This window comes from Bizionia paragorgiae (genome assembly GCF_900107625.1).
Classification (GTDB): domain Bacteria; phylum Bacteroidota; class Bacteroidia; order Flavobacteriales; family Flavobacteriaceae; genus Bizionia; species Bizionia paragorgiae.
In genome coordinates this window covers 167,324-182,803 of sequence record NZ_FNQK01000007.1, presented here as the reverse complement: position 1 = coordinate 182,803, position 15,480 = coordinate 167,324, and the positions used below count along the sequence as shown (strand labels likewise).

The window sequence follows — 15,480 nt, the reverse complement described above, 5'->3', positions numbered from 1 at the left end:
AGTATCTCCGTTTTTCGTTGCTTTAAACAATTGAATCACACTTAATTTAGTGTTAGTATCTTCGTTCTTCTCGTACATATTGTCAAAGAAGCTCTCACGAGAGAAATACATAGTGTTTCCATCTGGAGAGAAGGATACGATACCTTCGTGGTATTTCGTATTGATTTTTCCTTTTATTAAATTAGGCTCAGAGTAAGTTCCATCTTCAGCTAAAGTTAACTCGTAGATGTCTAAAAACGGTTGGTCATTCCATCCGTAAGTACGTCTTGAATCGTTTCTTGCAGAAGTAAAGTATAATTTACCATCTTTTAAAGTCCCTCCAAAATCTGAAGCTTCAGAGTTAAACTCTAAGTTTTTGGCTGTATACTTTTCTTCTTTAGCTAAAATATCATTTAGATAATTAGGGTTTGCTAAAAAAGCTTTCGCGCGCTCATCGCTAGGGTTAGCGGCAGCAAACTTTTGCATTTGTTGGTTTGAAGCGTCATACTTTCCGTTAGCTTTTAGCATTTCAGAGTACTTAAATCTCATTTCAGGATCTGTACTAGATTCTAAAGCTTTAGCATACCATTTTTCGGCGTCTACAGTATTAAAAATATTGTAGTTCGCTTCGGCTAATTGACCGTACACATAAGCATCGGCTTCTCCTTTGTCTACAAGTTTAGCATAAGCTTCGGCAGCTTCTACAAACTGCAACTTCGCAAAATGTTTGTCGGCTTTTTCAGTCGATTTATTTTGAGCAGTCACACTAAAGCTACTCAGGATAATTAGTGTTAATAATAATTTTATATTTTTCATAGTTGATTTAGCTTAACTGATTAGAAATAACGAGGTGAACGCGATACTTTCTTTGGTAAGAAAATGTCGAAGTTTATAAATATTTCGTGTGATGAACTGGTATCGATATTTAAGTCAGATTGAATGCTATCGTAAGCATATCCTATTCTTAAATTTGGAGATACCATAAAGTTTATCATACCACTAAACGAATCGTCTAAACGGTAACCTGCACCTACTTCTACTAAGTCGTACATAAATAAGTTTAGGTTAGCATCATAAGATACGGGTGCATCGAAAGCAAACTTAGCAAGCACGTGTGGCTTTAATTTAAAGTTTGGTGATAAATCGAATACGTAACCTGCAGCTGCAAATAAATGCTCTGATTCTGATCCTATTTTACGACCATCAACATCTAAATGTGTTGCATTTAAAATGTTTGGCATAGAGGCAGAAATGTAGTATTTGTTTGGCTTGTAGAAATACGCTCCAGCACCAACATTTGGTGTGGTTTCGTTAATATCTTGACTGTAAAATGGATCTCCTGGATCTAAAGTCACTACCGAACCGGTTCCGATATCATGAAATGTAGCTCCCGCTTTTAAACCTAAAGCTAATTTAGTCTCTGTTCCCATTGGCAAGGTGTATGAGAAATCGATGTAAGCATTAGTTTCACTTACAGGACCAACTTCGTCACTAATAAGTGAGAAACCTAATCCTACACGATTCCCTACCGGAGAGTGAATAGAAAGTGTTCCTGTAGTAGGAGCACCTTCTATTCCAACCCATTGGCTCCTGTAGAGTGCTCCAATAGAAACACTCTCGCTAGAACCAGCATAGGCCGGGTTAATAATATTCATATTATACATGTACTGTGTGTACTGTGGGTCTTGTTGTGCATAACTGTTTAAAGCAAACAAAACGGCGAAAAGGATATATATTTTTTTCATTCTTTTATTTTAGTTGATGTTTGTAATGCTATTATCTGTTAATGTAAACCCAAGCTGTTTTTACTTTTCCGCCTTGGTATTTCATTACATAGTAGTAGGTTCCTACTGGTAACTCATCACCATCGTTAGATTGTCCAAACCATTCGTTTGTATAGTTTGTCTTAGAATATACTTTAGTTCCATATCTATTAAAGATCTCTAAACTCTGTACATCAAAACTACTTAAATCGAAGTTGTCGTTTAAGTTATCGCCGTTCGGTGAAATACCTTGAGGGATAACACATGTTGTTAATTCGTATACTTCAACATTTTCGCTAGCAACACAGCCAGAGTCTTCAAAAGTCACTTCAATAGTATAAATTCCTGGGGTATAAACTGTATTTAAAGTTAGGGTTGTTTCTCCTGGAATAAGTACACCTTCGTTGTACCATTTAATAGACACTTCAGAAGCACTGTAATTAACTGCAGTTGCTGTTACCGTAATCGGTGTAGATGCATTAGGACATACTTCATATACAACATTAGGATTGAAAGTCGTTTCAGGTGAATCTGCAATCGCTAAATCGAACGTGGTTGTTTCGTAGCACCCCGTTGTCGCATCTTCAACTCTTACGAATACAGTTCCTGCTGTCGAGTCATACGCTGTAGGGTTAGCAATAGCAGCACTATTTGTTTCTGCTTCATCTTGAGTTAAGTGGTAACTCAAAACAAGGTTCGTTTGAGTTCCAATTATTATTGAATCATTCGTTGTTAAATCGAATGTTGCAATCCCATCACCATCGTCATCACAGCTATAAATAGTTGGAGATTCAGAAACAATTGGTTTAGGGAAGAACTCCACAGTGATTTGGTCAGTTGCAAAACAAGAGAAGTTGTTATTAAATACAAGTTCTACAATATAGGTTCCAGTTTCTGTAACATCTAATGTTGAACCGTTTTCTCCTGCAATTGGATCTTGAATACCAGAATCGAATGTGTACCAGGTAGCCACTGTATTGTCTGGAATTTCAATACCAATGTCTAATGTAACAGCATCACCTTCACAGTTTGCGTTACCATCAGCTATTAAAATATCTTCTCCTAGGTCGATTTCACCAATTTGGAAACTACTCGCTGCAAAGAATACAGCAGAATCGAATGCGGTATCACCATCATCTGCGATTACCAATTTAATGTGGTACTGTCTATTAGGAACCACATTAGAGAATGCAGTGATTGGCACTGTACGTCCTATAAAGTTTGTTGGGCTTGATAGTGCAGGTAATCCTCCTGGTCCATAATACTCACCAAATAGAGCTGGGTTTTCAGAAGAACAACCATTATTATATGTGTTATCTCTAATAGTAAAAACCGAAATAGGTGTCGTTGTACCTGGTACAACAGCAATATTTGTAGTTACTCCAGTTACCATGTCTGTTAATAGGAAAGCAAAGGCATCAGAATAGTTACATTGGAAGGTTCCATATTCTTCAGCCGCAAAAATAAAGTCGAATGACATTTCATCTGCAAATGGTACGAAGTCAAATTCTAAAACCGAAGCATTATGACTACTAACACCTGGTATTTCTGCTTCTAAATCAGCATCTCCTGGCCAGTTATTATCACCATCAATAAGGGTTCCTGATTCAGGACCAGGTGCATTTAATACATCACCAGTCGTTAAAACTACACCGCTTGAGAATGGGAAGTTAGAACCATTAGCATCAAAGTATCCAATTCCATTTGTCGAGCCAAAGTTAGTACCTGTAGACCAAGTAATATTAGAAACATTAGAACAAGGAGAGTTAACTAATACGTCGCTCACTAATTCCTCAACAGTATAAGTGTCTACACTCGTTGTAATTGGAGGTGGTGTTGTAAAGACACATAAGTCAAAATCTACATCTTGATAGTCATTGTCAGCAAACGTGAAAATTCTAATGTAATACGTGTTTCCTATTGTTAGACCATTAAGAGCTAATTCGTCTGCAGTTGTACAATCTATGTTTGTTAAGTTGTTGCAGTCGGTACCTTCGTATATTCCCATTGAAAGGAAAGACGTCGGTCCAGTTATGTTGCTTAATTGTGCAACTTGATTTTCTGAAACAGCTTCAAAAGTGAACCAAACATCATCGTTTGGTGTGCCTCCACACGCATTTGCTTCAGTCGAAGTAGTAGCTCCAAACAGAGTCCCTGAAATGCTATTAGTACACGTATCGTCTGCATTTGCTAAGAAGTTTGTTGCATTTAAACAATCATCATTGTCCGGTGCACAAGCAGGTAAGTTTAAAGTTCCACTTCCTATTACACAGTCTGTGTTTTGATCATTAGTAACATAAACATTAACGTTTTGATTTAAAGGGAAAGGCCCTACAGGATATAAACCTGGTGTAGATACATTTGTTGTCGATCCGTCAAAGTCATTAGAAATTGTAATAGTAGAAGCATCACCAATATCGGTAAGATCTACGTCAATCATTATTTCTTCTGCTGTACAATCAGGAACAATTGTAAAAGTTGCTTCTGGTAGAGTACAAGTTAACATTTGGATGTCTACTGTAAAATCTAATGTTACACCATAAGATCCATTATAACAAGGGTCTGGAGTTGTCATAAAGTCAGCAGTTGCAATACGCATTCTATGCTGCCCTAAAGCAGCTGTCGCTGGCATGATAAACGAAGCGTCCAGTACCGTTGGATTTGCGTTTGTTGACTCCCCTTGGTAAACCAATTCAGAAGCATCAAATACTAAGTTGTCATCAAAATCAATCCAAACATACGTGTTATATGTGTAACCTGTTTCAAAAGTAATTTGAAGGTTTGTGTTCACACCTTGAAAAACAGAAACTGCTGGAGACGTATGGTCTTCATACATCACATCACCACTACTATTGAAAGTTGTTGAAGCAAGAGTAACATCGCCAACACCTGTTCCATCGTTATCTGTCGGAATAGATTCACAATATCCTGTGTAGAATGATCCAGGCCCAATCCATATGCTGGTACCATCAGTTCCACAATCGGCTTGAACATAAAAATCATAATGAGTATCTGCAGTTAATCCTGTAAGAACTGCTGGATTTGTTGTTGAGTTGATTGTCGTTCCTGCACCAGGAGTAAATCCTTGTATACCATATTCAACATTCCAACTCGTTGCCGTTCCATTTTCAGTCCAAGATACTTCTGTAGAAGTTAATGATAGATTATTTGATGTTAACTGTGTTACAGAAGCACAAGTTGGTAGATTATCGAAAGTGACATCATCTATAGCAATATCGTCATAGAAATCACTAGGTGTAATAACTTCTGAAAATATAAATCGTGCCTGAACAGGTCCAGTAATGGTTAACGAGCTAATATCCAATATAATTAATTCCCATCCATTGGTATTCGTGTTATATACTCCCATAGGGTTCCAAGCAGCACCATCCCATACTTCTACGTCTAGTTGTGCATTGGTTTCGCCTTCATTATGACTAATAAGAAAGAATGAAAGAGCAGGAGTAGTAAGCGGGGAAACGTCGACTAATGGTGATTGTAGAGTCGCTGGAGTGTCTGTTCCAGAGGCATCAGCCCATGCGAAATATCCTCCTGAAGTCGTGTTTCCTGTCATAGCACCATTGTTTCCAATATGGTTTAACCCAGGGTCATTGTCAAAGTTCCAATCTTCACCACCACTCATTGTCCAGCATAAAGGGATGTCTCCTGAATTTTCAAAATTTTCAGTATACGGAGCTGTGAATAAAGCACATTCGGTTGTAAAGTTCGACGGTCCAACCCAATCACTTTTTTCTAATCCACATACAGATCGTATATATACTTCATAATGCGTAGCAGGTGTTAATCCTGTCGCTAGGTAAGGGTTTGTGGTTGTTAAATCACCATCTACGGTTGGAGCTCCAGTACCTAAAGGTTGAATAGTAACTTCCCATTCTGTTTCCATACCGTTAGAAATCCACGCAATATCTGCTGATGTAGATGTGATGTTTGTAAATGTAATATTAGAAGGGTTTACACATGTTGGTAACTCATCAAAAGTAACGTCGTCTATAGCGATATCATCATAAAAATCACCAGGAACTGGCTCAGAAAATATAAAGCGTGCTTGCACATCTCCCGTTATATTCAGTGTACTTATATTGATAGTTTTCTTTTCCCAACCATTAGTGTTTGTATTGTATGTTGCCATTAAGTTCCAAGCAGCTCCATCCCAAACCTCAACATTTAATTCAGAGTTTGCAAAGCCTTCATTATTACTAATTTCGTAAAATGAAATTGAAGGTGTTGTTAACGTAGATACATCTACAAACGGTGTAGTTAATAAAGCAGGGTCATGAGATCCCGAAGCATCTACCCATGCAAAATATCCGTTAGACGGTGTTGTACCTGTAATCGTACCATTGTCACCAATATGGTTAACACCTGGTACGTCATTAAATTTCCAGTCTTCACCACCACTCATTGACCAACATAAAGGAATTGCTCCAGCATTTTCAAAATCTTGAGTATATGGTGCTGTGAACGTAGTACATTCTGTAGTGAAATTAATTGGGCCAACCCAAATACTAAAATCACCTCCACAATCTGATCTTAAGAACGCCTCGTAGTTTGTTTGCGGACTTAGGTTGCTTTCTGTGTAAGTAGTAGCTGTAGATGCTGTACCATTTCCAGTAGGGACTCCTGTTCCGGTAGGTTGCACAACAACTTCCCAGTTTGTTTCGGTTCCCCCGGCAGTCCAAGAAAAATCAGCTTCCGTAGCGGTTGCCATAACTAATGTGAAATCATTAGGGTTAGGGCAAGTAGCATTGTAGATAATTACATCGTCAATCATCCAATACCATCCCCAGTTGCCTTGGTCGTTGTATATGAATCGTACTTGCATAGATGCATTAGCGTATTGTGTAATGTCAATATGCTGCTCATCAGGAGTGGCATAAGATCCAACATCTGTAGTTTGATTTAAAATCTCTACCCAGTTTGTCCCGTCAAATACCTCAACAGCAGTAAAAACACCGCCTATCGAATTGAAATATTGACTAAAATCTAAAAACAGAGCAGTTGCTCCTGAAGCGTCGAAAACGGGTGTAGTAAGTGTTTCTTCAAGTGTAACACCCGATCCTGCGGCGTCGTCATCAACAAAAGCACCATTGGTACCGTTTAACGAGTTTCCACCTTGTAAGCCTGAGGCCCAAGTATCTCCGGTTACTGAACCACCATCGGTAATGGTCCAGGTTGTAGGTATTGTGGTGTTGAAATCCTCTTGTATATAGGTCTGTGCATTAAGCGAAACCCCTATACACAGTAAAAACAACAACAGTAGCGTAATTCTTTTCATATAGATACTTATTTAGTTTGATTAGTTAAATATTTGCTAATTTAATCTTAAAGATATATTAAATGTTGCAGACAATGAATAAGAATAGGTGAAATGTGTTTTTTAATCGATAAAAGAATTGTGAGATTCACCAGTGATTTTTTATTAAACCACTGATTGTTAATTGTTTAAATAGTTATTTTTAGTTGTCTTTTAATTTCGTTACCGAATAGGTCTACGGCTGTAACAGTATGCGTTCCTTCTTGAGGTGAAGTAGCTATTTCGTGAATGTCCTTAGTTGCGCCTATAAAAGTTTCATTTAAATACCAATAAATTGTAGTTTCTGGGGTGGTATGTGCAATTTTCAGAATTAAAGGGTTTGCTTCTCCGTTAAAGTCTTTAGGGAGGAAAATGGTTGCTGTTTCATTTGGGTAAATAAACTGCATGGCCTCGAAAGTGTTTGTATTGCAGTCCGCTCTAAATGGCGGTAACGATTTGTAAAAGGGGTTTTTAGTTTTGTAGTAATATTCCATTAAAGGAGGTAATACAAACCAGGGTACATGTCTTATTTTATCTAATTCTTCGCAAGAGCTATTAACCTGATAGTCTTCTTTGTCGTCTAAATGTATAGTGACATGGTAGGGGCATGACTTTGTTTTAAGGCCGCTTTCTTGAATGAAATGTAATTCTGTTTTCGGACAAATTAGTGAAGCGCGGTGGCCGCTAATAGAACATATTTCGACTTCTTTCATGGCGTCATAAGGTTTGTCAAACCATTCGCTTTTAGGTAAAATATCAAAGACATCAAAGAGTATAGGTGCGGCGGCCTGTACTCCAACTAATCCTGGGCGGCCTTCACCATCGGCATTACCAACCCATACTCCAACCACATAATCCTTAGTTGTGCCAATAGCCCACGCGTCTCTAAACCCATAACTCGTTCCTGTTTTCCATGCAATTTGCTTAGAATCATCAAAAAATTCCCAACTTTCATTACCCTCTGGGCGGTTAACCTCTTTTAAACTTTCGTAAGTGAGGTAAATAGAAGCAGCGTCAAATACTGTTTTTTCCGTCGATTTTTTTCCGAAATCAATGGTTTTGGAAGCTAAAAAAGTAGGTTCGCTAAATTCTTTTGAAAAATATTCTGATGAGCTTGAGCTAAAGTGATTTAAGGTAGAGGATAGGTTGGCGTAGCTTTTACATAAATCCCACAAGCTACTTTCTGCCCCTCCTAATATTAATGAGAGTCCGTAGTGATTGGCATTGTATTTAATGTCTCGAAGTTTTAATGCTTTTAAGTCATGATAAAAGCGATCTAAACCATAATCTTGAAGCATTAAAACCGAAGGTATATTTAGCGATCTTGACAAGGCTCGTTTAGCAGGAACAACACCGTCAAACTCTTTATTGTAGTTTTCAGGAACGTAATTCCCAAAGTTTGTGGGTACATCTGCAATTAGTGTATTAGGGAGTATGTCTCCCGCGTCTAAAATAGCGGCATGCAAGAAGGGTTTTAAAATACTACCAGTACTTCGCGGTTTATCAATAATATCAACATCTTTTTGATGTTTTCTATCTGTAGGAGAATTGCCGACATAAGTGAGAACTTGACGTGAATGAACATCTAAAATTAAAACCGCGATGTTATAAATTTCATTTTGTTTTAATACATTATAATGATTAGAAACAATGGTATTGGTTTGTTGTTGATACTTGCTATTTAGTGTGGTTACAATTCGTTCTCCGGGGTGTAATTTTGCTGCTTTGTGAAGGAGATGTGCTGCTGTTTGAGGTAGCGGATAAGGTTTTTGAGGTAAACTTTCCGCAAGAGATAGGGTGTAGGTTAAACTGTCAATAGTATTGTTATCGCGAAGTTTTTTTAAAAGTCTGTTTCTTTTGTTTAAGAGTGTTTGCTGATTTTTCCCTGGATAGATTAAGCTTGGTGCATTTGGTAAAACGGCTAAGGTTGCGCTTTCTGCCCAAGATAGTTCTTCGGCGCTCCTATTAAAGTATCGCCATGCTGCGGCATCTAGTCCTACAACATTTCCGCCAAATGGTGCATAACTTGCGTAAAAGGCTAAAATACTTTCCTTGCTATATTTTAATTCTAATCGCGTGGCCAAAATCAATTCTATAGCTTTCTCAAAATACGTTCGCGATTGCCCTTTACGAGAAAGTCTAATGACTTGCTGAGTAAGGGTGCTTCCGCCACGTTTCACGCCACCCGACTTTAAGTTCTGACGGAGTGCTTTCGCGATAGATATCGGATTAAAACCGGGGTGTTTAAAGAAATACTCGTCCTCAAAGTTGATAATACAGGTTTTAAATTTTTCTGGGACCTCTTCGTTTTTTGGAAAACGCCATTGTCCGTCGCTAGCTATTTTTGCTCCTAATAATTGGTGTGTTGCGCTAGTAATAACTGTAGCGGTAGGGTCTTTAAATAAAGGACTGGGTAAACAGAAATAATAAGACACTAAAAGGGTAGCAATAACTACCACTTTTAGTTTGTGTCTTTTTACATATAGTATAATACGTTTCATTTAGTATTTCTATAGGGTTCAGTAATTTGAATGTTGTAGTCCTAAATTATTTTTCTACCGAAATCCACTGTCCCGTTCCGCGGACAAGAAACTCATTGTCGTACATGGCCTCTGCTTGGATGCCTGGTAGATAGTAGGTGCCTAAATAGGACGCATTAAGCAATACATTAAATGTTTTGGTGTCTTGAGAATTTCCTTTTTTGTGTAAATCGAAATAGAAATTAACTCGGTCGTCACGAACATCGGTGTAACGCGCTTGACTTGTTATGCTATTTCCGAAAGCTGTAAATCGTGTGTTAACAATCTCCCATCCCGAAGGAAATATTTGTGTTAATGCAATGTCGTTAACCTTTTCGTGCTTAAGGTTCGTTACGGTCACTGTAGCCATAAAATCGTCACCTTGTTTTAATTTGTCGATTGTAACAGGGTTTCCTTTTAAGTCTTTATAGACAATTCCAACACTTAAACCACGTTGCTCCTTATGTTCGTCACCTAATGGTAATTTTCCAGAATTTAAAACGCGAATATAAACCACATTATCTTGATTGTTTGTAAAGCTTAATTTTTGGGTTCCGGAATTCACTTTGAGTTCGCGTTGAGCAATAGCGCTGTTTGTTTTTATGGTTTCCGTTTTTCCATTAATAGTATAGATAATATCTAACGATTTCCCTCCATTAGCTTTAACCATTTTTGAAAGCGCTAACAAGCTGTAAGCTGTGGTTTGTGTGCTCATCCAGCGGTCGCTAGATAGGTTTTTAGCGAGAGTTTTTGCTAAACTATGCATTCTCTTGTCTTGAGTTATAACCATGGTTTCTAGGGCCATCGCACGGTTTCTATCTACCGATCCATAAGTGTAATAATTATACCTTGGTGATTCGAATTCAATATTAGCCGTTTTAGCAATAGCGTTACTAGCTTCGTTTTGCCCCGCTAGAGCATAGGCTGCTGCTAATCTCCATTTGGCTTCGTTAGAAAGTTCTGTGAATTCTTTAAGGCGGTTCATTGCGCTTAAGTCGGCACTCCCCGCTAAAGCCAAAGTGTATAGTCGGTACGCCTGTGCTAAATCACTATTGTAAGTTTTATAGCTCGGTCTCCAGTTTCTTGCTGTTTCTTTTTGGTATTTTAACCAATTACTTTTAAAGGTAATTGGGAGAACGTATCCTTGTTTTTCAGCTTCTATCATAAAGTGTCCCGCATAACTTGTGCTCCAATCGTTAACGTGATTCTCTCCTAACCAATAACTCATACCGCCATTTGGACGTTGGAAATTTCCTAAGCGTTTGATGGCTTTTTTGATATTAGACTCGAGTTCTTGTTTCTTTTTTAATGGCAAATCGAAAATAGAATTTAAATACAATTGTGGGAATACAGCAGAGGTCGTTTGCTCTAAACACCCGTGCGGGTATTGCATTAAAAATTGTAAACGGCGTGTAAAATCCATTGGTGGCATCGTTGAGAATTCTACGCTTGCAAAATTGGATCCTGTTACGCCAAATGTGTCGAAATTTAAGGTCTCTGAAGTGCCTTTTTCTAAGGTTTGATCTATAACTTTAGAAGTTATAGGGTTCGGGTTTACAACGTCTATTTCCACGTTGTAAATTGCTGTTTCTCCATTTCCAGTCGCTATAACTTCAACCGTATTTAATCCATTAGCCTTACTAACATCCAATTCAAAATAAGCCATTTTCTCATCAGGCTTGTCAAAGTGTATTGTTTTTGAAGTGTCACTAGTCGCTGTAATGCCGTCACTTAGTTTAAGTTTTAAAGTTACATTTTTTACGCGAGGTTCCATTGCGAAAACGGTTACCGGAAGCGTTACTTTTTCACCTGGGCTTAACTTTCTTGGTAAAGAAGCTAGAACCATTAGTGGTTTTTTTACTTCAACAGATTTTTCTGCACTACCATAAGCTTCATCTGCAGTATTTCCAGCTACTACCATGGTGCGCACGGCGCCAATATAATTCGGCATTTTAATAGTATGTGTTTTTTTACTATTGGCTTTTAAGCTAAATGGACCTAAAACAGTAACAACAGGTTTAAATCGATTGGCTTTTTTTGCTTTTCCGGCAGCAGCGTTACCATCTCCTCCGATGGCGAAAATTTGTTCTATACTACCACTATAAGCACCTACTACATCATCAAATACATCCCAAGTCTTTACACCTAATGCTTCGCGGGCATAAAAAGCATCCCATGCGTTTGGCGTTTTAAATCGCGTTAGATCTAGAAGGCCTTCTTCAACAACGGCAATAGTGTAAGTCATTGCTTTGTCATTTTTTTCTGAAACGGTTATGCTAAACTCTTCTTCTGGACGCAAGACGTCAGGCATTTTTATTTCCGGTTCAAGTTTCGTGTTCTTGTCTTCTACCAAAAGAGGGATAACGCCATATAATCGTAAAGGTAAATCGTTCGCTGTTGTAGCATGTGGTTGTAATAAAGAAATGTTTACAAATACATTAGGAGTCATGTTTTTGGTAATAGGTATATCGACAACGGTTTCACCTTTAGAGGTTTCAACCCATATATGGTCTAACACTTCGGTACCATTTTCAATACTCACTAATGCACGACCAGCAGTGCCTGACGGAAAGGTGATTTTGGCAGTTTCACCAACGGTATAATTTTCTTTATCGGCAGCAAAAACAAGCATTTTTGCGGCTTCTTTGTCGGCGCTAGGTTGTTTAGTCCACCAGTTTTTATAAAAATAGGCCGTTCTTCCAGTAGCATGACCATTTTTAGGGTCGGAAACACGAATAAGGTAGCGTCCACTTTCTTCTTCAGGGACGTTTATTTTAAATTGCGCTTTACCATTAGTATCTGTGTTTACCACTGTTTCCATAAAAGGTTTGTGGTATGCGCTTGTCGTGTATTTTGATAAATTATCTTCAGAGGAATTCCACCACCAACGCCATTCTACCTTGTAAACTTTTACTTCTAAGTTATTTTGCTGTATTGGCTGACCTTGGTTATCAACAGTGATAATATCAAAGGTGTGGTTTTGATCTGTGAAATAAGAGCCATAGGCTTTTCCTTCAGGGGATTGTAGTCCAACAAACGATGCGTATGGAGCATATTTTTTAGTAAATGCATCCATAGAGAAATCACCACCATTCTCAAAGGCTCGAGCTAAGAACTGAACGTTTAGCATTCCGGGAGCGTTCTTTCCTATCGCTAAAGTATTGTCAATTTTAGCAAAACCATCGGCGTTAACCTGACTTTCGAATATCGATATTTCTTCCGAAGAGAATCTTCTAGACGGGTCTGAAAAGGTGTATTTTTTATATTTAGGGAAAGGTTGGTAGGCATTACTAAACTTAGCTTTAATTTCAGCTTTTACTTGTTTTGCGGGTGCCCCATGTAACCAGTTTACTTGCAGAGTACCGTTAAGAGGTTTTCTGCTAGTTAAAATTGCATCTGTAAAATCAACTTTTAATTTTAATCGGTTCGGTTTAACAGTTTCGACCTTTAGGGGTTTGTAAAAATGAGCACCACCAACGCTAACTTTAGCATTCCAGTTACCGGTTTTACTTTCGGTGCTTGTTGGAACGGTAAACGTGTAAAAACTATTTACAGGATGAGAAGAACTATTTTTGTAAACTAATTTTCCGTTAGGGTCTGTTACTTCCATCTTTACAGGATGCCCTTTTGGTAATTTATTAGCGTTATCGTCAAGTATAAAAGATAAATAAAGGGAGTCTCCAGGTCTCCATACGCCACGTTCGCCATAGATATAGCCTTTTAAACCGCGCTGTAACTGATTTCCTGAAACATCAAACTTAGACAGTGATAGTGAATTTCCATCATCTAATTTTACATAAGTAGTATTATTGCCTTTGGTAATTACAGCAAAAGCGGCACGACTTTTTGTGTCGATAGTTGCAATACCATTGGTATTTGTTTTTTTTGAAGTGATCTCTTGTTGTTGAAAGTTGTATAGGGTTACTAACGCATTAGGTTCCACTTGGGTGTTTAAAAGATTTGTTACTGCAAATAAGTAATTGTTGTTCGCTCCTTTTTTAACAATAACACCAAGGTTTGAAGCGATTAAATTTTGAGCTACTTCCCTGTTTTGATTGTAATAAGCGTCATGGCAAGGGTTGTTACGTTCATTCCAATTGTAATTGTTAGAGCGGTAGTTGTACGTTAAATTATCCCAGTAATTTTCCTCGCGAAGGTTTTCTTCTTCGGGGCTCAATTCGTTGTAGATCGAGGTGTCATCTTCATAGTACTCGTCTTCAAAATAGTTCTCGTTATTTTCAACGTTAGTAATATTTCTATTTACGGCGCAGTCGTAAAGCGAGTAGTTCTTTTTAAAGCTGACTTCTACTCGATAAATAGCTCCAGGACTAGATTTAAATAACGTGGATAAATCGACACTGTAGGTTTTCCATTTGCCTGTATTTGGTTCGCCCTCTTGTAAAAGTGTTATTGTTTTTTTTGCAACACGTCTACCAACTTGGCGAATAGCATAACTATTATTGTCATGTAAGTTATTGTCTTGTAAAAACTGAAGAACATTATCTTCAAAAATTTTAATGACGCGAATATCAACTGCTTTTAAGTTAACCGCTTCAAAATTGAATTTTAATTGTTCAGAATTTGGTAAGATGACTCCGCTATTGACTAAGCGTATTTCGGGTTTAACCTCTTCAAAAGAAATGAGTTCAGAAAACGGTTGTTTTAATTTATAGCCATAAGTATTTGTTATACCTTGAAAAATATCAACTTGAACATTGCCGTTTATTTTTGTGCTAGGATATGCTTTTAAAATATTTCCGTCTACACTATATTTAGGGTTTTTGCTATTTTGAATAGTAATTAGACCATCAAAATTCTGTTGTTTTTTTAAAGGATCAGAAAAATTGATTGACAAGTATTGCTCTGGCTCTTGAATAACATCGATTTTGGTGATTATAAAGTTGTTAATGCCCGGAATCGCAACGGTGTTTTCTCCTTTTGTGTCAGCAGTAATAGCTTTGCCGTCCCACGATACTTTAATATGGGTGTCGTCTATTTTACGGTGTATGCTATCAATTTTAAATTCGAATTGCTTTGCAGGTTCACTTAACTCATTCCATTCTAACTGTAGTTGTTTCTTGTCTTGATAAGCTTTTATTAATTGTTTTGCTTGTTCTAATGAAATATAGTCGGCAGATTTTACAACACCTAAAAGGTATTGCCATTCTTTGCTGTATGATTGTAATTGGTTGGTGACAATATTAAAATTTGGTGCTATAGTTTTAAATTTAAAAGTATAGCTATTAAACGCTTTTGGTAGCGTACCGTAGATTTTTTTTAAAGACACAGTTACGGTGTACTCGGTGTCTGCTTCTAGGGTTTCATCGGGTATAAATGAAAATGCACGTGTATTGTTCGCAATTAATTGTCCTTGAACGTGGGGTTGAATAGAAAAAATAGCATCGGGTAGTTCTTTATCCATTTCCCAGCCGTCTACAGGGTTGCTTAAACTTACTTTTATCGGACTCGAAGCCGAAATTCTTCCCGAAGTAGTATAGCTAATGTAGTCTCTAAATTTAAATAGATTGTCGGTTTCAACAGGGTCTTTTTTACATGAAAATAAGATTGTTACACAGAGTATGAAGCTAAAAATGGATTTGATGGACATGGATTAATTTTTTTATAAAACTAAATAATATATACCTAATTAGATAGCTTTTTATAGAAAGTGTTTCTTCTTAACAAGTATCCGTTATAAAAGGAGTAGAATTCGTTAGATATAGTAAGTTGCTAAGTGTAAGATAATATATAAAGGAAGGTTAAAAAAAGGAATAGTTAGCGAATATTTGAACGCTTTTAAAAAGTCTGTGGTTTCATAGGATTTTAAGATATCTATAACCTATAAAACTCTTAATTATTAGTATATTCGCATAAATAATTTAATAATTCGTAAAAAACAATTAAA

The 15,480-nt window shown here is 37.3% G+C and carries 4 protein-coding genes and 1 pseudogene; all 5 read right to left on the bottom strand.

Annotated elements, in window-relative coordinates; translation table 11 throughout:
- Positions 1-795, bottom strand: a pseudogene (locus BLV64_RS06945) (PD40 domain-containing protein); the annotation flags it as partial.
- 20 nt (positions 796-815) lie between these two features.
- Positions 816-1,724: a PorP/SprF family type IX secretion system membrane protein gene (locus tag BLV64_RS06940; protein WP_092131373.1), complete on the bottom strand. Its 909-nt coding sequence runs from the start codon at positions 1,722-1,724 to the stop codon at positions 816-818.
- Positions 1,725-1,755: 31 nt separating this feature from the next.
- Positions 1,756-7,038, bottom strand: a complete 5,283-nt coding sequence (locus BLV64_RS14715) for a choice-of-anchor L domain-containing protein (RefSeq protein WP_245705879.1) — start codon at positions 7,036-7,038, stop codon at positions 1,756-1,758.
- Positions 7,039-7,205: 167 nt separating this feature from the next.
- Entirely contained in the window at positions 7,206-9,557 is a 2,352-nt protein-coding gene (pbpC, locus tag BLV64_RS06925) for a penicillin-binding protein 1C (protein ID WP_092133472.1), read from the bottom strand.
- 46 nt (positions 9,558-9,603) lie between these two features.
- Positions 9,604-15,183 carry an alpha-2-macroglobulin family protein gene (locus tag BLV64_RS06920; protein ID WP_092133471.1) on the bottom strand — a complete coding sequence of 1,860 codons (5,580 nt, stop codon included), beginning with the start codon at positions 15,181-15,183 and terminating at the stop codon, positions 9,604-9,606.
- Positions 15,184-15,480 lie beyond the last annotated feature (297 nt).